The sequence below is a fragment of the Pseudarthrobacter sp. TE9888 genome (assembly GCF_056279345.1).
Map to the genome: position 1 here is coordinate 1,896,793 of NZ_JBWBRD010000002.1, position 20,113 is coordinate 1,916,905.

17 protein-coding genes are annotated in these 20,113 nt (G+C 67.2%); 9 read left to right on the forward strand and 8 right to left on the reverse strand.

What is annotated here, in order from left to right:
* Positions 1-56: 56 nt before the first annotated feature.
* A complete protein-coding gene (locus tag ACZ9J7_RS09515) occupies positions 57-1,538 on the reverse strand; it encodes an amino acid permease (protein ID WP_476208917.1) in 1,482 nt (493 codons plus the stop codon).
* A gap of 229 nt (positions 1,539-1,767) precedes the next feature.
* Here ACZ9J7_RS09515 and ACZ9J7_RS09520 point away from each other — a divergent pair, with 229 nt between their 5' ends.
* From ACZ9J7_RS09520 to ACZ9J7_RS09540, 5 genes are all read left to right on the forward strand, one after another.
* A complete protein-coding gene (locus ACZ9J7_RS09520) occupies positions 1,768-3,438 on the forward strand; it encodes an HNH endonuclease signature motif containing protein (protein ID WP_476208919.1) in 1,671 nt (556 codons plus the stop codon).
* A gap of 198 nt (positions 3,439-3,636) precedes the next feature.
* Positions 3,637-4,584, forward strand: a complete 948-nt coding sequence (locus ACZ9J7_RS09525; protein ID WP_476208921.1) for an IclR family transcriptional regulator — start codon at positions 3,637-3,639, stop codon at positions 4,582-4,584.
* Between the two features lie 151 nt (positions 4,585-4,735).
* Complete coding sequence (gene hutU / locus ACZ9J7_RS09530) at positions 4,736-6,433, forward strand: urocanate hydratase (protein WP_476208922.1); 1,698 nt, start codon at positions 4,736-4,738, stop codon at positions 6,431-6,433.
* Between the two features lie 95 nt (positions 6,434-6,528).
* Entirely contained in the window at positions 6,529-8,121 is a 1,593-nt protein-coding gene (gene hutH / locus ACZ9J7_RS09535; RefSeq protein ID WP_476208924.1) for a histidine ammonia-lyase, read from the forward strand.
* 162 nt (positions 8,122-8,283) lie between these two features.
* A complete protein-coding gene (locus tag ACZ9J7_RS09540) occupies positions 8,284-8,529 on the forward strand; it encodes a hypothetical protein (protein ID WP_476208926.1) in 246 nt (81 codons plus the stop codon).
* Between the two features lie 79 nt (positions 8,530-8,608).
* On the opposite strand, the gene ACZ9J7_RS09545 is transcribed toward ACZ9J7_RS09540, so the two are convergent.
* Positions 8,609-8,866, reverse strand: coding sequence for a hypothetical protein (locus ACZ9J7_RS09545; RefSeq protein WP_476208928.1), 258 nt, complete (start codon positions 8,864-8,866; stop codon positions 8,609-8,611).
* A 205-nt stretch (positions 8,867-9,071) separates the two neighbouring features.
* On the opposite strand from ACZ9J7_RS09545, the gene ACZ9J7_RS09550 reads away from it, so the two are divergent.
* Complete coding sequence (locus ACZ9J7_RS09550) at positions 9,072-9,953, forward strand: fumarylacetoacetate hydrolase family protein (protein WP_476208930.1); 882 nt, start codon at positions 9,072-9,074, stop codon at positions 9,951-9,953.
* Here the strand turns inward: ACZ9J7_RS09550 and ACZ9J7_RS09555 are convergent.
* From ACZ9J7_RS09555 to ACZ9J7_RS09570, 4 genes are read right to left on the reverse strand one after another with little or no spacing between them, the layout of a single operon-like run.
* Entirely contained in the window at positions 9,950-10,342 is a 393-nt protein-coding gene (locus tag ACZ9J7_RS09555) for a universal stress protein (protein ID WP_476208932.1), read from the reverse strand. The two genes, ACZ9J7_RS09550 and ACZ9J7_RS09555, sit on opposite strands and share 4 nt — an antisense overlap.
* A 51-nt stretch (positions 10,343-10,393) precedes the next feature.
* Positions 10,394-11,932 carry a tripartite tricarboxylate transporter permease gene (locus ACZ9J7_RS09560; RefSeq protein ID WP_476208933.1) on the reverse strand — a complete coding sequence of 513 codons (1,539 nt, stop codon included), beginning with the start codon at positions 11,930-11,932 and terminating at the stop codon, positions 10,394-10,396.
* Positions 11,933-12,436, reverse strand: a complete 504-nt coding sequence (locus ACZ9J7_RS09565) for a tripartite tricarboxylate transporter TctB family protein (protein WP_476208934.1) — start codon at positions 12,434-12,436, stop codon at positions 11,933-11,935. It abuts the gene before it with no gap.
* Complete coding sequence (locus tag ACZ9J7_RS09570) at positions 12,433-13,443, reverse strand: Bug family tripartite tricarboxylate transporter substrate binding protein (RefSeq protein WP_476208936.1); 1,011 nt, start codon at positions 13,441-13,443, stop codon at positions 12,433-12,435. Before ACZ9J7_RS09570 ends, ACZ9J7_RS09565 begins: the two co-directional genes overlap by 4 nt.
* 320 nt (positions 13,444-13,763) lie before the next feature.
* Here ACZ9J7_RS09570 and ACZ9J7_RS09575 point away from each other — a divergent pair, with 320 nt between their 5' ends.
* Both ACZ9J7_RS09575 and ACZ9J7_RS09580 read left to right on the forward strand, forming a co-directional pair.
* Positions 13,764-15,344: a sensor histidine kinase gene (locus tag ACZ9J7_RS09575; RefSeq protein WP_476211828.1), complete on the forward strand. Its 1,581-nt coding sequence runs from the start codon at positions 13,764-13,766 to the stop codon at positions 15,342-15,344.
* Positions 15,341-16,006, forward strand: coding sequence for a response regulator (locus tag ACZ9J7_RS09580; protein ID WP_141158352.1), 666 nt, complete (start codon positions 15,341-15,343; stop codon positions 16,004-16,006). The genes ACZ9J7_RS09575 and ACZ9J7_RS09580 overlap by 4 nt, the downstream gene beginning before the upstream one ends.
* 53 nt (positions 16,007-16,059) lie before the next feature.
* Here the strand turns inward: ACZ9J7_RS09580 and hutG are convergent, their stop codons facing one another.
* Entirely contained in the window at positions 16,060-17,052 is a 993-nt protein-coding gene (hutG, locus tag ACZ9J7_RS09585) for a formimidoylglutamase (RefSeq protein WP_476208939.1), read from the reverse strand.
* 202 nt (positions 17,053-17,254) lie between these two features.
* Between hutG and ACZ9J7_RS09590 the strand changes: the two genes are divergently transcribed.
* A complete protein-coding gene (locus ACZ9J7_RS09590) occupies positions 17,255-18,559 on the forward strand; it encodes a cation:proton antiporter (protein WP_476208941.1) in 1,305 nt (434 codons plus the stop codon).
* 81 nt (positions 18,560-18,640) lie between these two features.
* Here ACZ9J7_RS09590 and ACZ9J7_RS09595 read toward each other — a convergent pair whose 3' ends face one another.
* Positions 18,641-20,083, reverse strand: coding sequence for an NCS2 family permease (locus ACZ9J7_RS09595; protein ID WP_476208942.1), 1,443 nt, complete (start codon positions 20,081-20,083; stop codon positions 18,641-18,643).
* Positions 20,084-20,113: the final 30 nt, after the last annotated feature.

Consider the following 20,113-nt stretch of genomic DNA (forward strand, 5'->3'; position numbering starts at 1 on the left):
CGCTGGGGAACACTCCGCACCGAACTCCCGAACGGCGGCTATCGGCGTCTCTTTTCCTAGCCCCGGCTGCTCCCGCCGACCACCGGCAGCGGCGAGGTCTCGTCCTCAAGGTAGGCCCGTCGTCGTCCGTCACCCTTGATCCACAAGCGGTAGGCCAGGACCAGCAGCCCCAGCCACACGGCGCCCACGTACAGTGCAATCCGGGTGTCCTCGAACGCACCCAGCACGGCGATCACCAGAGCCATGAATGCGATGGTCAGGATAGACGCGGCCGGCCACCACGGCGAGGGGAATTCCGACGCCGGCAGACCCTTCCGCGCGATTTCCCGCTTCATGGCCACATGGGACGCCAGGATCATCACCCACACCCAGACGGTTGCGAAGGTGGCGATGGAGGCAATAACGAGGAACACGTCCTCCGGGATGACGGCGTTCAGGACCACACCGATCAGCAGGATCCCGGCCATCATGACCACGGTCATCCAGGGGACGCCGTGCCGCGAGACCTTCCCGAAGGCGGCGGGAGCGTGGCCCTGGTTGGACAGTCCGAAGAGGATGCGGCCGGCACCGAAGATGTCGCTGTTGATGGCCGACAACGCCGCGGTGATGACCACTGCGTTGAGGATGTGCGGTGCTGCGGGGATGCCCAGGCTGCTGAAGATCTGCACGAAGGGGCTGCCGCTGGTACCCACCTGGTCCCACGGGAAGAGGCTCATCAGGACGCCCAGGGTGAGGACGTAGAACAGCAGCACGCGCACGGGGACGGTATTGACGGCCTTGGGGATGACCTTTTTGGGGTCGGCTGCCTCGCCGGCCGTGATGCCCAGGGTCTCGATACCGCCGAAGGCGAACATCACGACGGCGAAGGATGCCAGGAGGCCTTCGAAGCCGTTGGGGAACAGCCCGCCGTGCTCAACGAGGTTGCCAAGGCCGGGCGCCACGGTGGAGTCCGCGGCCTGGAAGCCGAACACGATGATGGCGGCACCGCCGGCAATCATGGCAATGATGGCCGCCACCTTGATCAGCGAGAACCAGAACTCCAGTTCGCCGAAGACCTTGACGCTGAGCAGGTTCAAGGCCGCGAGGAAGCAGATGACGGCCAGGATCCAGATCCAGCGGTCCACCTGCGGGAACCAGAAGCCCATATAGATGCTGAACGCTGTGACGTCGGCGATGGCGACGATCGCCATCTCGAAAACATACGTCCAACCGGTTACGAAGCCGGCCAGGGGCCCAAGGTAGCGGCTCGCATACTGGCTGAAGGAGCCCGACACCGGGTGCCGCACCGCCATCTCGCCCAGGGCCCGCATCACCATGAACACCGCGGCGCCGCCGATGATGTAGGCCAGCAGGACGGCCGGCCCTGCCTTTTGGATCGCCGAGGCGGAGCCGTAGAAGAGGCCTGTGCCGATGGCCGAGCCCAGGGCCATGAAGCGGATGTGCCGGACATTGAGGCCCCGGTTGAGGACTTGTCCGACGACGGCTGCCGGCTTGTGCGTTTCCACCGGACTTTGGGTCCGGGGTGGGGTGGGTTGCATAGAGTTACCTTCTCGTCTTTGGGAGGGGAGCCGCTATCCAGCAGACCATTTCCGGCCCCTTCGTGATGAGGCTCACGGAGGCTTGGTGTCTTCGGTTCCAGACTGTGGGCAGCGAGATGCGTTCGACGGCGGCAGGCGGGTTTTTGGGTCGAGGCACCATGCGCCGCAGAGGGCCGGGCGGCCGGCAGACCCCGGATTGAATGTCAGTGGGTCGATGGATGATGTTTCCATGCGAATCGGCGGTGGTGTTGGGGTGGTGTTGGAGGGTGTTCGTGCCTCTGTTGCTGCCCTGGATGCGCTCACTCTTGAGGACCAGAACCTTGACGATGCTGCAATGGCCGCCGCGGGTGCCGGTGTGGATGTGTTGCAGCGGCGGTATGAGATCCGGCTGGAGCGGTTGGAGGTTGCGGCGCGGTTGGAGGCGCAGCTCGCCGCGGTGAAGGCACGGGACGCTGCCGACGCCGTTGGGTTCCAGGAGGCGATGACTCCGCCGGATCCCTCGGTGCAGGACCGCACCTATGCGCAGATGTCCGTGGTGGAGGAGATCGCGGGTGTCCTGACCATCAGCTCCGCGGCAGCGGGGGCGTTGGTGGAGCAGTCCCGCCGGATTTGTTTCCTGCCGCTGGTATTCGAGGCCCTGGCTGCGGGCGCGATGTCGTGGCAGCACGCCCGGATTGTCGCGGACGAAACCGAGAGCCTCGATGGGACTGGTGCGGCGTCTCTGGTGGCACACTTCTTCGACCCCGACGCACCCAATGCTTCACGGGGTGCCGCTCCGGGTGAGCTCATTTCGTCCCGGTTCCGGGCCAAGATGCGGGGCTGGCGGGAACGCCACCATCCGGCATCGATCGAGAAACGCCATGCAAAGGGGGTGGCTGACCGGCGGATGGAATACACCCCTGACAAGGACGGCATGGCCTGGGTCTCGCTCTACCTCCCCGGCGATACCGCGTGTGCGATCTGGAACCGGACCACCGCCACGGCCCGCGGACTGCAGGGGCCCGACGAACCCCGCACCCTCACCCAGCTCCGCCCCGACATCGCCGCCTCCCTGCTGCTGGGGGCTGGCGTGAAGCCCGGAGCCGGGGACACCCCCGCCCACGCCGGGGAAGACGGTCCCGGCCCCGGCGTTCAGGGCAAGCAGGGTGTCACCGGGATCGGGAAGGTCCCTGCGGCGCGGGCCGACGTCCTGGTGATGGTGCCCGTATTCTCCCTGCTCGGCCAGACCGATGAACCCGGCGTACTGGATGGTTTCGGGCCGATCCCGGCGTCCATGGCACGCAAACTTGTCGCCGACGGGGCGGAATCGTTCTACCGGGTCCTCATCGACCCCCGCGACGGGGCACCACTGGAAATCGGCCGCAAAAACTACCGGCTCACCGGGGCCATCAAACACTGGATCCGGCTGCGGGACGCCAAATGCACCTTCCCCGGCTGCACCAACAAAACCCCCGACAACGAAACAGACCACCTACGAGCGTGGGAACACGGCGGCACCACCGGAACCAGCAATCTCGCACAGCTCTGCCCTAAACACCACCGACTCAAACACCACAGCCAATGGACACCCGACCCGGCCACCAAGAATCAACCACCCGGCTGGACCTCACCAACAGGCAGGCACTACAACCCCGAACTCCGGGAAGCAGAACCAACCCACTGGCCCCAACGATGCCCCGCGTTGTTCAGTGGCGCCGCGGAACGGGAAGCGTTAATAGGAGCAACGGAGCTGGCCGACGTGTACGTGCCTGAAGACTTCGGCTTTGTCGGGGAGCCTGGTGTCGGGGAGCCCGGTGTCCCCGACGACCCCGGCCCCGTGGAAGGTCAGCTTCCTGCCGACCCTTTCCCGGAGTGGAACTTGTTTTTGGACTTCGACGAACTGCAGGTGATGGCTCAATAGGCTCCGCGTGGGACACTCAGGCCAACGCGCCGTGCAGGAGACGCGGCCAACGGTGCCGGTTCATGAAGAGGATCAAGGGTGCATTGTCTGGTATTCCAGACAATGCACCCTTGCCAGGAGTCGAAATGGTCAGGGTCGAGGGCGCAAGCTTAAGTACGGGATACCGGACAGAGCTACGCAGAAAGACCCTTTTCGCCCATGAGCACCGCACTAAGCGCCGCATCACGCAACACCAAACCACCCGGCACTGAATCAGGAGCCACCAAAAGGCCCGGCACTGAACCGCTGGGTACCGAACCGCGAGCCACCGAACCGCGGGCCGCCGAAGCCCGAGCCACCGAAACCCGGACCCCCCGTGCCGCGGCGAGAGCCTCGTCAAAAGTTCCCGCCGCCGAAAACACCTTGCGCATCCTCAAACTGCTGGCGTCCAGGCGCGGACCGATGGCGGCGTCGCAGATTGCCTCCAGCCTGGACCTGCCCCGCTCCAGCGTGTACCACCTGCTGGGGGTGATGGAGGCGAATGGCTTCGTCCTTCACCTCCACGAGGAGCAGCGCTATGGCCTTGGCATCAGCGCCTTCGAACTCAGTTCCGCCTACTCCCGGCAGGAACCGCTGTCTCGGCTGGGCCGGCCCTTGCTCGCGAGCCTGGTGGACGCGATCGGCGAAAGCGCGCACCTTGCCGTGCTCCATGGAAGGGACGTGTTGTACATCGTGGAGGAGCGGGCCAAGAACCGCCCCTCGCTGGTGACCGACGTCGGCGTCCGGCTTCCCAGCCATCTCACGGCCAGCGGGAGGGCCATCCTTGCGGCACTGCCAAAGTCGCAGGTCCGCGCGCTCTACCCGAACGCCGCAGCCTTCAGCGCCCGGCACGAGGTGGAGGGCGCCATCATGAAGTACTCGTCGCTCTCCTCGCACCTGGACCAGGTGCGGCAGCGCGGATACGCCACTGAACACGGCGAGGTCACTCCGGGTTTCGGATCCATCGCCGCCGCCGTCACTGACCACACAGGCTGGCCCACCGCCGCTGTCGCGGTCACCTTCCTGGAAGTCAAGCTGGCCCCGGAGGAATGGCCGGCGCTGGCAGCCCGGGTCCAGAAGGCGGCGGATGAACTTTCGGTCCGGATCCACGGACGCCCCACTAAGTAAAGCCGCGGTCCAGGTCCCGGCCAGCAGGTCCGGGGCGCGTCTGGCATCCCGGACAGTACCCACGCAAAAGCCCTGTGAAGAGGGTTTCCAAGGGGCTTTAGTGGATACAGAACTTCTTTCCTCCAACAGACACCACAAGAAGGAGCCCACCATGGCACCCGCCGATTTCACCACCGGTGCCCGCCCGGTCAAAGCAGCCCGCGGCACCGAGCTCACCGCCAAGTCCTGGCAGACCGAAGCGCCCCTGCGCATGCTGATGAACAACCTGGACCCCGAAGTGGCAGAGCGCCCGGACGACCTCGTGGTCTACGGCGGCACCGGCCGCGCGGTCCGTTCCTGGGCCGCGTTCGACGCCATCACCCGCACCCTGGAAACCATGGAGAAGGACGAGACCCTGCTGGTCCAGTCCGGCAAACCGGTCGGCGTCTTCCGCACCAACGAATGGGCCCCGCGCGTGCTCCTGGCCAACTCCAACCTCGTCGGCGACTGGGCCACCTGGCCCGAATTCCGCCGGCTCGAGGCCGAGGGCCTGATGATGTACGGCCAGATGACCGCCGGGTCCTGGATCTACATCGGCACCCAGGGCATCCTGCAGGGCACCTTCGAGACCTTCGCCGCGATCGCCCGCAAGCTCACCGGCGACGAAAACGGCACCCTCGCCGGCACCCTGACCCTCACGGGCGGCTGCGGCGGCATGGGCGGCGCCCAGCCGCTCGCCGTCACCCTCAACGACGGCGCCTGCCTGATCGTCGACGTCGACGAGTCCCGCCTGCGCCGCCGCGCCGGCAAGCGCTACCTGGATGAGGTGGAAACCGACCTCGACGCCGCCATCGCCAAGGTGCTGGCGGCCAAGGAAGAGCGTCGCGGCTGGTCCGTCGGCTACGTCGGCAACGCCGCCGAGGTCTTCCCCGAAATCCTGCGCCGCCACAAGGCCGGCGAGCTCACCGTGGACATCGTCACCGACCAGACCTCGGCACACGATCCGCTGTCCTACCTGCCCGAGGGCATCACGGTGGACGAGTGGCACCGCGAGGCTGAGGCGGATCCGGAGGGCTTCACCAAGAAGGCCCAGGCCTCCATGGCGCGGCACGTGCAGGCCATGGTGGAATTCCAGGACGCCGGCGCCGAGGTCTTCGACTACGGCAACTCGATCCGCGATGAGGCACGCAAGGGTGGCTACACCCGCGCCTTCGAGTTCCCCGGTTTCGTTCCCGCGTACATCCGGCCGCTGTTCTGCGAAGGCCTGGGCCCGTTCCGCTGGGTGGCCCTCTCCGGCGATCCCGAGGACATCCGGGTCACGGACGAGGCCATCAAGGAGCTCTTCCCCGAGAACAAGCACCTGCACCGCTGGATCGACGCAGCCCAGGAGCGGGTGGAATTCGAGGGCCTGCCTGCCCGCATCTGCTGGCTTGGGTACGGCGAACGCGCCAAGGCCGGCCTGCTGTTCAACCAGCTCGTCAAGGAAGGCAAGGTCAAGGCCCCCATCGTGATCGGCCGCGACCACCTGGACTCCGGCTCTGTCGCATCGCCCTACCGTGAAACCGAAGCCATGGCAGACGGTTCGGACGCCATCGCCGACTGGCCCATGCTGAACGCCCTCCTCAACACCGCCTCCGGTGCCACCTGGGTGTCCCTGCACCACGGCGGCGGCGTCGGCATCGGCCGCTCCATCCACGCCGGCCAGGTTTCCGTCGCGGACGGTACCGACCTCGCAGCCGAAAAGCTCGAACGCCTCCTCACCAACGATCCCGGCATGGGCGTCATCCGCCACGCCGACGCCGGCTACGAGCGGGCCCTCGACGTCGCCAAGGAACGCGGCGTCCGCATCCCCATGCAGGAATCCCGCTAACCGAGCCCCAATTCCACATCGATTGCTCCGTAAGTGCCGTTATGACCCCTCAAAAGGGCCCTTACGGAGCAATCGACGAGAAAAAGTAGGAAACCATGACCCTCACAACCCACGAACCGCTCACTGTCACCCTCGGGTCCGTCGGCGTCACGCCCCAGGATGTGCTCGCCGTCGCGCGGCACGATGCCAAGGTCACCATCGCTCCTGACGCCTTGGAAACCGTGGCCAAGGTCCGGGCCCATATCGACAGCCTGGCCTCCAGTGACACCCCTGCCTACGGCATCTCCACCGGCTTCGGCGCCCTGGCCAACCGCCACATCCCCAACGAGCTGCGAACCCAGCTGCAGAAATCGCTGATCCGCAGCCACGCGGCAGGCATGGGCCCGGCAGTGGAGCGGGAGGTGGTGCGCGGCATCATGTTCCTGCGGGCCAAGACACTCGCGTCCGGCCGTACCGGCGTCCGCCCCGTGGTCCTGCAGACCATGGTGGACGTCCTCAATGCCGGGATCACCCCGGTGGTCCGCGAGTTCGGTTCGCTGGGCTGCTCAGGTGACCTGGCGCCGTTGTCACACTGCGCCCTGGTCCTGATGGGTGAGGGTGAAGCGGCAGGGCCCGACGGCGTCACGTACGGCGGGCGCGGCGAGCGGCCCGTCGTCGAGCTGCTGGCAGAGCACGGCATCGAACCGGTCACCTTGGCTGAGAAGGAAGGGCTGGCGCTGGTGAACGGCACCGAGGGCATGCTGGGCATGCTCCTCATGGCCATCGCTGACCTCCGGCAGTTGCTGGCGACGGCGGACATCACCGCCGCGCTGAGCGTCGAGGCACTGCTGGGCACCGACCAGGTGTTCCTGCCCGAGCTGCACGCCGCGCTGCGGCCGCACCCCGGCCAGGCGGCCAGCGCGGACAACATGCTGCGGGTGCTCTCGGATTCGCCCATTGTGGCCTCCCACAAAGTGGGCGACTCGAGGGTCCAGGACGCCTACTCCCTCCGCTGCGCCCCGCAGGTGGCCGGCGCCGTCCGCGACACGGTGGACCATGCCGAACTGGTGGCTACCCGGGAACTGGCGGCAGCCATCGACAACCCGGTGGTGCTCCCGGACGGCCGCGTCAGCTCCAACGGCAACTTCCACGGCGCACCCGTGGCGTACGTCCTGGACTACCTGGCCATCGCCGTCGCGGACCTCAGCTCGATCGCCGAACGCCGCACCGACCGGATGCTTGATCCGGCCCGTTCGCACGGCCTCCCGGCGTTCCTGGCAGCGGATCCCGGCGTGGACTCAGGCCTGATGATCGCCCAGTACACCCAGGCCGGCCTGGTATCGGACAACAAGCGGCTGGCCGTTCCGGCATCCGTGGACTCCATTCCGAGCTCCGCCATGCAGGAGGACCACGTGTCCATGGGCTGGCACGCGGCGCGGAAGCTGCGCAAAGCCGTGGAGAACCTCCGCCGCGTCCTGGCCATCGAACTGGTGACCTCGGCCCGGGCATTGGACATCCGCACCCAGCTCTCCGGCGGAGCCCTCACTCCCGGACCTGCGGGCACCGCAGTGGTGGCAGCGCTCCGCGGCGTGGTGGAAGGGCCGGGGACGGACCGTTTCCTGTCCCCGGAACTGGAAGCGGCTGACCGGTTGGTCGCCTCAGGGGACGTCCGCGCGGCGGCCGAATCCGCCGTCGGGCCGCTTGCCTGACACCGAAGGATCTTCAGGGCCTGCGGCGCCTGCGTCCGCAGTGCGGAATATCCGGCGCCACGGCACGCCGTGGCGCCGGGAGTGTAGTAGAACTGAAGATGTAGTGAAAGTCACATCAAAGAGGCTGTGGCGGCAGAACGATACAAAGGGGTAGAAGTTCAAATGAAAGCACGTGGGGCAGTCCTGTCGAGGCGCAATGCCCATTCCGCCGCGGTTTCCAACTGGAGGGCCCTCCAGGCCGGGGATCGTGTCGAGATCGTCAAGCATGCGCATGTGGTGGCAGCGGGGGAGGTGGAAGAGGTGTCGCAGAGCGGCAACGTCCTCTGGCTGGTGCCGGCGGGCCCGTCAGGTCCGGCGGAAAAGCAGCTTTTCCTGAAGTCCGACGGCGTGCAGGTCCGCCGCGGCTGACGGTCCGGCCAGGCAGTACCCAGGAGCAACAAGAAATCCCCGCACTCCCATGGGAGGGCGGGGATTTTTGTGGTCTTGGTCAGGCGGCGATGGACTCGTAGGTTTCGCCGAAGGGGACTGATTCGTCCAGGGCCACCATGTAGCGGCCCGGGTGCAGCCTGGTGACCAGGATTCCGCAGGCAGCGTCCTTGGCTGCAACTTCGATCAGTTCTGCCACCGCCTCTTCCAGTCCGGCGTGGACCTGGCTGGCGCTGGAAAACTCCAGGCTGATGGACCGGGAGGCAGGTCCTTCGGCGGTCTGGGCGGCGGGAACGCGCTCCAAGGTGGCTGTAGTCATGTACTGAACTTTCTGTGTTTCGTGCCAGTATGGCTCCAACATTCTACCGACTGATGACGTTATATGTCAGATGACTGCTCTTTGGCCGGCTCCTGAAGCGGTCACAAAGCGTTCCGTTCCGGGCGCCGCGGCCTTATCGAGGACCATGGAAGTGGGTGCCCGGAGGGCCCGGAAATCCCGTCGATACAGCTGAGGAGAACACGGTATGAAGATCATGCGCCTGGGCGAAAGCGGCCACGAGCAGCCGGCCGTGCTGGTCACCTCCCCGGAGGGCTCCGACCGGTATTTCAGCCTGCTGCCCCTCACCGCCGACTTGGACGGCGCCTTCCTTGCCGACGGCGGCCTGGAAAAGGCCCGGAAGGCGCTCGAGGCAGGGGAGCTGCCGGTCCTGGAAGGCGCTGCGGCGCTGCGGGTTGGTTCCCCGGTGGCCCGGCCCGGCTCAGTGGTTGGCATCGGGATGAACTACGCCGCCCACGCCGCGGAGTCGGGAGCGGAGCCGCCCACCATTCCCGTGGTCTTCCTTAAGCCGAGCAACACAGTCACGGGCCCGTTCGACCCGGCCCCGCTTCCGCCCCGCTCCACGCAATACGACTGGGAGGTGGAACTGGGAATCGTGATCGGCAAGGAGGCAACCTACCTCGGCTCTCCGGACGAGGCTGCCGGCTGCATAGCCGGCTACGTCACTGCCAATGACTTTTCCGAACGCGAGTACCAGCTGCCGGGGGCTGCCGGCCAGTGGACCAAGGGCAAATCGCTCCCCGGATCCACGCCCCTGGGTCCGTGGCTGGTTCCGGCGGACCAGATCGACGGCGGCAACCTGCGGCTGCGCAGCTGGGTGAACGGTGAGCCGCGGCAGGACTCAACGTCGGCGGAGCTCATTTTCGATGCGCCCACCCTGATCCACCACTGCAGCCAGTACATGCGGCTGGAACCTGGCGACGTGATCCTCACCGGAACCCCGCAGGGGGTGGCCCTGAGCGGCCGTTTCCCCTACCTCCAGCCCGGCGACGTGGTGGAGGTGGAGGTGGCAGGCCTGGGCCGCCAGCGCCAGGAGCTGTTCCGGACGCGGGCGGCCCCTACGGCTTAGCCCGCTTTTACGGCCAGGACCGGGCAGTCCGCTTCCAGCAGGATGCGCTGGGACGTGCTGCCCATGATCAGCTTGCCCACCGGGGTGCGGCGGCGCAGGCCGATCACAATCAGGTCGGCGTTGTGCTCCTCGGCGGCGTCCAGCACTTCAGCTGCCGCGTCGTGGCCGCGGACGGGCCGCTTGACCAGGTACTGGATGCCCTGGTTGGCCAGCCGCTGCTCGATGTCCTGGATGTCCCGTTCCTGGGCGAAGCGGGTGTCCACCGTGGTCTCGCCCTTGGAGGAGTTGATCAGCACCAGGGTGCTGTTGCTCTTCCGGGCTTCGGTGATGGCCTGGGTCAGGGCAGCTTCGCCCTCGGGTGTCGGGACGTATCCCACAACGACCGTCATGGTGTCTCCTTGCTTCTGCTCGATGTGCGTGGATGGCTTTGGTGCGGCTGCTTAGTCACTGTAATCCGCTGCACCCGAGTTGGCCGGGAGCAGCGGCCTGCGCTCCGGACGGTTGCGGCGGTACACCTTGTAGGCAAAGGGCCAGAGCAGGATGAGGCCAATAATGACATAGATGCCGACGGCGATCGGCTCACCCAGGAGCCCTGCCGGGTCGCCGGCGCTCAGCTGGAGGGTCTTGCGGAGCTGCCCCTCGATCCGCGGGCCAAGGATCACGCCCAGGATCAGCGGCAGCACGGGAAGCCCGAAGCGCCGCATCATGAACCCGAGTGCGCCCAGGACCAGCAGGATCACCAGGTCGAACGCCTGCAGGTTCACCGAGTAGGCGCCCAGCGTGGCGAAGAACAGGATGCCCGCGTACAGGTACGGGCGGGGCAGCTGCAGCAGCTTGGCCCACAGTGGTGCCAGCGGGAGGTTGATGATCAGGAGCAGCAGGTTGCCGATGAACAGGCTGGCGATGAGGGCCCACACCAGGGGTCCCTGGCTCTCGAAGAGCTGTGGACCCGGCTGGATGCCGTAGCTGGTGAAGGCGGCCAGCATCACGGCCGCGGTGGCATTCGTGGGCAGGCCCAGCGCCAGCATGGGGGTCAGGGTACCGGCGGCCGCAGCGTTGTTGGCTGCTTCCGGACCGGCCACGCCTTCGATGGCACCCTTGCCGAACTCTTCGGGGTGCTTGCTGAGGCGCTTTTCCGTCACGTAGGACAGGAACGTGGGGATCTCGGCGCCACCGGCCGGCAGCGCGCCGAACGGGAAACCGAAGGCGGTACCCCGCAGCCACGGCTTCCAGGAGCGCTTCCAGTCGGACTTGCCCATCCAGGGCTGGCCCACCGGGATGGCGTGCAGCGGAGTGCGGCGCAGGTGTGCCGCCACCCAGAGGGCCTCGCCCACGGCGAAGATGGCCACGGCCACCACCACGATGTCCAGGCCGTCCGCCAGGAGCGGCTGGCCGAACGTCAGGCGGCGCTGGCCGGTGACGGAATCCATCCCCACCAGGCCGATGGCCAGGCCAAGGCCCAGGGAGGCGAATCCGCGCAGCCGCGACGAGCCGAGCACGGCCGTAACGGCCAGCAGGGCCAGGATCATGATGGCGAAGTAGCTGGGGGCACCCAGGCTGACGGCGAACTTGACGACAATCGGTGCGCAGACGGCCAGCAGGGCCGTGCCGATGGTGCCGGCGACGAACGAGCCGATGGCCGCCGTCGCCAGCGCCTGCGCCGCCCGGCCCGCCTTGGCCATCTTGTTGCCTTCGATGGCGGTGACCACCGAGGACGATTCGCCGGGGGTGTTGAGCAGGATCGAGGTGGTGGAGCCGCCGTACATGCCGCCGTAGTAGATGCCGGCGAACATGATGAAGGCGCTGGTGGGTTCCAGAGCGTAGGTGACGGGGAGCAGCAGGGCCACGGTCATGGCCGGGCCCAGGCCCGGGAGGACGCCGACGGCGGTACCAAGGATGACGCCGATGACGGCGTACAGGAAATTCATGGGGGTGAGGGCGGTGGCGAAACCGTCCATCAGGGAAGACCAGACGTCCATTTAGAGGATTCCTTCCAGGAGGCCGGCCGGTAGTGCGATGCCCAGGCCGAGGTAGAAGCCGTAGAAGGTCAACAGGGACAGGGCCACGGAGATCAGCCCGTCCCGGACATAGTGGCGGCTGCCCAGGGCCAGGACGCTGCCCCAGAACAGGACCGTTCCGGAGACCACCCAGCCGGCCCAGTCGATGAGCAGGATGTTCAGGATGAAGGCTCCGGCCAGCGGCAGGACGGTTTTCCAGTCGGCTGGGTGCGCCAGGTCGACGTCCTCGCCGCCCTCGGCCTCACCTTTGCCGCCGCGCAGGACGTTGATGGCCAGCAGGACGGCGCAGACCACCAGCATGCCTGCAACGATGAACGGAACCGTTTTGGGCCCGACCGGGTCAGACTTCGAATACGGGGTTACCAGGCCGTTGGCGTCGAGGAAGACGACGACGCCGGCCGCCCCGAGCAGGAGTGCAACCCCCAGCTCGGAGCGGCCTTTCAGACCTGTGGTCAGGGACGTCACGCCAACCCAAGCTTGGTCAGGACGTCCGCCACCCGCTTGTCCTGCTCGGAGAGGAAGGTCTTGAACTGGTCGCCGGTGATGAAGGCGTCGGTCCAGCTGTGGGTCTTCAGCGCTTCCTTCCAGCCCGCGGTGCCGTGCATCTTCTCCAGGGCTGCGATCAGTGCCGCCTTGTCCTTGTCACTGATTCCCGGAGGGGCCACCACGCCGCGCCAGTTGGTGAACACCAGGTCGATGTTGGATTCCTTAAGCGTGGGTGCGTCCACGCCGTCAAGGCGCTTCTCGCCACTGGTGGCCAGGACACGGACCTCGCCGGATTCGATCTGCTTCAGGTACTCGCCGGCGCCGGAGGCGGCGAAGCCGAGCTTGTTGCCAAGGATCGCCGGGAGAAGGTCGCCGCCGCCGTCGTAGGAGACGAAGTTGACCTTGGTGGCGTCGATGCCCACGGCGCCCGCCAGCTGCATGGGCAGCAGGTGGTCCGGTCCGCCGGGGGAGGAGCCGCCGCCTACAGCGATGGAGCCGGGATCGGCCTTCCAGGCCTTCACCAGGTCATCTATGGTCTTGTAAGGCGAATCCTTGCTGACCATGATGGCGCCGGGCTCTTCGATGAGGCGGGCCAGGGGGGTGGTGTCTGTCAGCTTGGACTCGGACTTGTTGGTGTAGCTGGCACCCACAACGCCCAGGCCCATGAGCATCGCGAGGTCGCCGTTGCCCTTCTCGTTGACAATGCGGGCGAGGCCCACGGTGCCGCCGGCACCGGCGAGGTTGAACACCTCGGTGTTGGTGGAGATCTTCTCGTCATCGAGGACCTTCGCAGCGGCGCGGGCGGTGGTGTCATAGCCGCCGCCGGGGGTGTTGGGGACCATGATCTGCAGGCCGGTGATCGGTCCGGCGGCGGCGCCGGAGCTTTCCGGGCCCGTGGAGCTCTTGCTGGTGGCACCGCAGCCGGTGGCCATCAGGGCGATGCCGGCAGCGACGGCGGCAACTCGCAATGCGCGGATCTGGCGCATGTGTTCCTCTTCTCTCAAACTTCTCGCATAAAAATCTGGCCAGCATCGGCTGACTCGTGGTTCCGATGCCTTGTGGTTCCGATGCTAGGGGCGGCCGTGACGCCGATCACTCTTGTGTACGCAGAGAAAGTTGTGTTCATTGCGTTCACGTTTCCGGCATCCCACGGCGGCCCTGCTCCGGGCTTTGGGATATAGTTCCCGGTACACCACCCCAGGCCCTGCGCCCATATCCTGCGCGCACCGCGGCCTCCATAAGCGCCGGACCTCCGTTGCCCTGCCCCGCAAATACCAGGAAGACCATTGTGACTCGACGACGAGGAATGTCCCTTGCGGGGCAGTACCTGCTGCTGCAGTTGCTCATTGTCCTGGCCGTGCTGGTGGGCGTGGTGGCCATCTCCCTGGCGCAGTCAGCGGCGGCGTTTGAACGGATTGAGGGCCGGCGCGCCCTGTCCGCAGCCGAAGCCCTGGGCGGCAACCCCGTGGTGCGTGAGCTCCTGCCGGAGACGGAACCGCGCGGCGGGGCAGTCCTGCCCGCGGTGGCGGAGTCCGTCCGGATCGTCTCCGGCTCATCCCGGGTGGCGCTGGCACGCATCGACCGCACGGTGGTGGCGTCCTCGGATCCGAGCCTGCTGGGCCTGCCGCTGGAACTGGGCGCCAGCAGGGTCATGGAGGGCCGTGCCTGGACGGGCGTGGTAGGCGGGACCCCTGCGCCGTTGCTGTCCGCGCACGTCCCCGTCCTGGATGACACCGGGCGCATGATCGGGATTGCCTCCATCAGCCGGAACTATCCAACGGTGCTCGAACGCTTGGGCGACGCCGTGCCCAACCTCCTCACTTACCTGGGCGTGGCGAGCGTCCTGGGCATCGCCGGGTCCTTTTTGCTGTCGCGCCGGGTCAAGCGGCAAACCCTTGGCATGGAGCCCAGCGAGATCACCAGCCTGGTGGAAAACCGCGAGGCCATGCTGCACGGCCTCAAGGAGGGCGTTGTGGCGCTGGACCTGCATGAGCGGATCACGGTGGCCAACCACAGCGCGCGTGCCCTGCTGGGCCTCCCGCCTGACTGCGTGGGCAAGCGGGTGGCGGCGCTCGCCGTCGAACCCGCCCTCAAGGAAGTCCTGACCCGCGAGCAGCCCGGGCCCGACCAGTTGGTGCTGGTGGGGGACCGGTTGGTGGTGATGAACCGGGTACCGTTCCAGTCCCGCGGCCGGGTGATCGGCTCGGTGACAACCCTGCGCGACCGGACCGAGCTGTCGGAACTGGAGCATGAGCTCGGTACCACCCGCACCGCCACGGACACCCTCCGGGCCCAGGCGCACGAGTTCGCCAACCAGCTCCACGTCATTTCGGGCCTGATCCAGATCGGCGAGTACGATTCCGTGGTCCAGTTCGTCAACGGTGCCACCGTGGACCGGACCCGGCTCAACGACGAAGTGTCGGCCCGCATCAAGGATCCCGCGCTCGCCGCCCTGCTGATCGCGAAGTCGAGCCTCGCCGCCGAACGGGGCGCGGCCCTGCAACTTGACCCGGACTCCGTGCTGGACAGCGTGGATGACGGGCTGTCCCGGGACCTCACCACCGTGGTGGGGAACTTGGTGGACAACGCGTTCGACGCCGTCACCGGGCTTCCGCAGGCAGCGGTCAGGGTGCTGGTGGAGGGCAAAGGGGCGGGAGACGTTGTGGTGACGGTGCGGGACAATGGTCCCGGCGTTCCCGGGGGTGCCACCGACCGGATCTTCCGCCAGGGCTTCACCACCAAGGACCCCGGTCCGGCAGGCAGCCGCGGCTTCGGACTGGCGTTGTCCCGGGCAGTGTGCCGCCGCAGCGGCGGGAACCTGACGGTGGCGAACGATAATGGTGCAGTCTTTACCGCTGTGCTGAAACGAGGGAGTACCCGGCCGTGATCAAGGTTCTGATCGTCGATGACGATTTTATGGTAGCCAAGGTGCACGCCGGCTTTATCCAGCGCACGCCCGGCTTCACCGTGGTGGGGGCCGCCCATACCGGGGCGCAGGCCGTCGCGGAAACCGGGCGGCTCCAGCCGGACCTGGTGCTGCTGGACATCCACCTGCCGGACATCAACGGCCTGGACCTGATGCAACGCCTGCGCGCTGTGGCTCCGGAGCTGGACGTGCTGGTCATCAGTGCCGCGCGCGAGGTCGAGACCGTCCGTAAGGCGCTCCGCGGCGGCATTGTCCATTACCTGATCAAACCCTTTTCGCAGACGGACCTGCAGGAGCGGCTGGAGCACTACCGGAACGCGTACCAGGGCCTCGATGCGTCCAAGGACGTGGCCGAACAGTCCGACGTGAACCGGGTGTTCGGCCTGGACCGCGCCGAACGGCCGTTGCCCAAAGGCTGCAGCATCGAGACGCTGAAGCTGGTGGAGGCAGCGTTGAACGCCGCCACCGGAGACGTGTCGGCGGCGGAAGTGGCCGAGGAACTTGGAACCTCCCGTGTCAGCGCCCGCCGCTACCTTGAGTACCTGCACGATGAAGGAACACTGGACGTGCGGCTCAAGTACGGGGTGGGACGGCCCGAACGGCGGTACGTGCTGAAGGCCTGACGGGACCATCGCCGTGGGCGCGTTCCGCAGGCCCCGCCGCCTGGGACCAGCTCTTAGCGCAGCAGCGTGTCAATCAGCCGGGCGGCAGTCCTGGCGGTCCGGCCGTCAATGTCGAACGCCGGATTCAGCTCTGCCACGTCCAGGTGCAGCAGCTTCCCGCTCCGGGCCACCTGCCGGCAGACAGCCGAGATGACGGGCAGCGGGACCCCGTAGGCTGCGGGCGCACTGACGCCGGGGGCCACCGCGGCGGGCAGGACGTCAAGGTCGATGGTCAGGTACAGCAAGTCGATGTCCGCCAGGAACCCCGCCACGAAGTCCCGGGTCCGGTCCGCGTCGCAGTCTTCGTCCAGCAGGTGGCGGACCCCCAGTTTGTCCGCGGTGTCGAACAGGACCCGCGTGTTGTTCGGCTCCGAGATGCCGGCGACGGCGTACCGGAATTCGCGTCCGGCGTCCGCCTCCGCGCGGGCCATCTGCAGGAATGGCGTGCCGGAACTGGGCACCGCCTCGTCCCGGAGGTCGAAGTGCGCATCAAGGTTCAGGACTCCGAGGCGCTGCCCGCTTTGGACAGCCGACGATGCGCTGACACCAAGGTAGCTGGCATAGGCGGTTTCGTGGCCGCCGCCCAGCACCACGGTTTGGTGGCCGGCATCCAGCAGTTCCACCAGAACCTGGCCAAGCCGTTTCTGGCCGGACTCGAGGTCTTTCCCGGACACCACCACATCGCCTGCGTCGGCCACGGTCCGGTCCAGGTGGAAAGCCAGCGGACCCAAGGCTTTCCGGAGCGCCGCGGGCGCGGCCGCCGCGCCTGTCCTGCCCTTGTTGCGGCGAACCCCTTCATCGCTGGAAAAGCCCAGCAGGGTCACCGGCTGCCGGCGGGATGGTTCCGCCAGCGGTCCTTGAGCCTGTTCCGCTGCAGCCCTGCCGGCCAACGACGGACCCTCGTGGTTCACCGCCTGCCACCAGCGGCGGTGGCCGGGCCCATCGCCGTCGAACCTGCCTGTCCAGGGCTGGGGCGGGACGTCGACGGCGGGAAGCTGGAGGGACATGCTCCAAGCTCACCGCATGACGGGGGCGAAAACCAGCGCGGCCGCCGTCGTCCTGTCCGGAATCCAAGAATCCGGAGGCGCCGGGCATTCGCGGGGGAACGGCCCGCCGGTGGGTGCGGGGGATAGGGTGGGACCGGGCCGCTCCGCAGGCGCAGGCAATGGCTGCGGGCCGGCAACGAAACAATTCCAGGCTGGAGAGCCCATGTTTGAAGCCCCCGACATCCTTTTTGCCGCAGCCGGCCTGGCCGTCTTCATCGCGGCGGTCCTGCCCAAGCTGCTGCGCGACATTCCGCTGTCCATGCCCATGGTCTTCCTGGGCGCCGGGATGGCAGCCTTCGCGCTGATCCCCTCCCTGCCAAGTCCCAACCCGGTGGAGCACAGCGACTTTGTCATGCATCTTGCCGAGGTGTGCGTGATCATCTCCCTGATGGGCGCCGGGCTTGCCCTGGACCGCCCCGTTGGACTCCGCCGGTGGTCCACAACGTGGCGCCTCCTGGGTATTGCCATGCCGCTGTGCATCGTGGGGCTGACGTTGTTGGGGATGTGGCTCCTGGGCCTGGGGCTCGGTGCGGCTCTGCTGGTGGCCGCAAGCCTGGCCCCCACGGACCCCGTCCTGGCGTCGGAAGTGCAGGTGGGTGAGCCTGCCGACCAGGACGACCACACCGACAAGGAGGACGAGGTCCGGTTCGGCCTGACATCGGAGGCCGGGCTCAATGACGGGCTGGCGTTTCCGTTCGTCTACCTTGCCATTGCCATCAGCGTTGCCGGAGCGGACCCCGCAGCCTGGTTCGGTGAGTGGTTCGGACTGGACGTGGTGTGGCGGCTGGCCGTCGGGCTCGTCGTGGGGTTCCTCACCGGAAAGCTGCTGGCCAGGCTGTTCTTCTCGGCCCGTGCCGACAGCCTTCGGCTCTCCAACCACTCGGAGGGCTTTGTGGCCCTGGCGGCGACATTCCTGGCCTACGGACTGACCCAGATGGTGGAGGGCTACGGGTTCATTGCGGTGTTCGTGTGTGCCGTGACCATCCGCGCCGCAGAACGCACCCATGGTTACCACCGGGTGCTGCACTCCTATGTGGAGCAGCTGGAGCGGCTCCTGACCGTGGTGATCCTGGTCCTGCTCGGCGGGGCCATCGCCCGCGGGCTGCTGGCAGGGATCGGGCTGCCGGAACTGCTGGTGGCTCTTGCCTTCCTCCTGGTGGTCAGGCCGCTGGCCGGCTGGCTGGGCCTGCTGGGAGGCAAGACCGGTCCACGGGAACGCGTGGCACTGTCCTTCTTCGGCATCCGCGGAATCGGGTCCCTGTACTACCTGGCCTTTGCGTTGGGGGAAGGCCACTTCACCGACCAGGCACGCTGGCTCTGGTCCTTTGTCGGGCTGGTGGTGGCCCTGTCCATCGTGATCCACGGAGCCACCACCTCGCCCCTGATGAACCGGCTGGACCGTTTGCGGCAGCGGAAGGCGCTGGCCGTCTCCGGTGACGAGGGGCTCGCCCCCAACACCCCGGTGTAGGCGCCCGGCCGGCAAAGCCCCGGGCAAAGCGAAAGGGCTGGTACGGCGGACGCCGCACCAGCCCTCTTCCTTGGACGGGGGTTACTTCATACCCAGGGCCGCCTCGATGGGGCCGATGGCGAAGAACAGCGCGAACGCTGCGGCCACGGCCCACATCAGCGGGTGGATGTCCTTGATCCTGCCCTGGACGGTGCGGATCAAAACGTAGGCAATGAAGCCTGCGCCCAGGCCGTTGGCGATGGAGTAGGTGAAGGGCATCAGGGTGAAGGTGAGGAACGCGGGGATGGCGATGCCCCAGTCCTGCCAGTCGATCTTGCCCACCTGGGAGACCATCATGAAGCCCACCACCACCAGCGCGGGGGCCACGGCCTCAAACGGGACCAGGTTGATCAGCGGAGTGAAGAACATGGCCACCAGGAACAGCAGGCCGGTGACGATGGACGCCACGCCCGTGCGGGCGCCCTCGCCGATGCCGGCGCCGGCTTCAACGTAGATCTGGTTGGAGGAGACGGAGGCGCCGCCGCCGATGATGGCGCCGAGGGCGTCCACCTGGAGTACGCGGTCGACGTCGGGAATGTTGCCGTTCTCGTCCACCGTGCCGGCTTCGTTGGCCAGGCCCACCATGGTGCCCATGGCGTCGAAGAAGATGCTGAGCAGGATGACGAAGGCCAGCAGGGTGGCGGCCACGAAGCCCAGGTGCTCGAAGGCACCGAACGGGTTGGCCTTGCCGATCAGGGAGAGGTCCGGGGCAGCCCAGCCGGAGAACGCCGGGGCCACCAGGGACCAGCCCTGCGGGTTGAAGTTCTTGCCGTCGAAGCTGGGGCCGATGTGCAGGGTCGTCTCGAGGATGACGGACAGCACGGTGGAGGTGATGATGCCGATCAGGATGGCGCCTTTGACCTTGCGCACCACCAGGGCGATGGTCAGGATCAGGCCGAACACGAACACCGCGGTGGGCCAGCCCAGGAGCTTGCCTTCGAAGCCCAGGCCAACCGGCACGGTGGTTCCCGCGACGTCCGGGATGCGCCGCACGAACCCGGCGTTGACCAGGCCGATCAGGGCGATGAACAGGCCGATGCCCACCACGATGGCCGTCTTGAGCCCGTCCGGAACGGCTTTGAAAACGGCGGTGCGGAAGCCGGTCAGGACCAGGATCAGCATGGTGACACCGGACAGGACCACCAGGCCCATCATGTCCGGCCACGTCAGTCCGGGGTTGGTGGCGACGGTGACGGCCACGAAGGCGTTGACGCCAAGGCCGGTGGCCAGGGCGAAGGGATGCCGTCCCCAGGCCCCCATGAGGATGGTGAGGACGCCGGCCACCAGCGCGGTCACGGCGGCGACGGCGGTGAAGCCCAGCGTGGTGCCGTTGGAGTCCGCGCCGGACAGGATGAGGGGGTTCAGCACCACGATGTAGCTCATGGCGAAGAACGTGGCGAACCCGCCGCGGATCTCGCGGGAAAGGTTGGAGCCGCGCTCCGTGACCCTGAAATACCGGTCCAGGGCAGAGCCTTGCTTAAGCATTAGTCCTCCGGGGAAGTGTGTGGGGATACC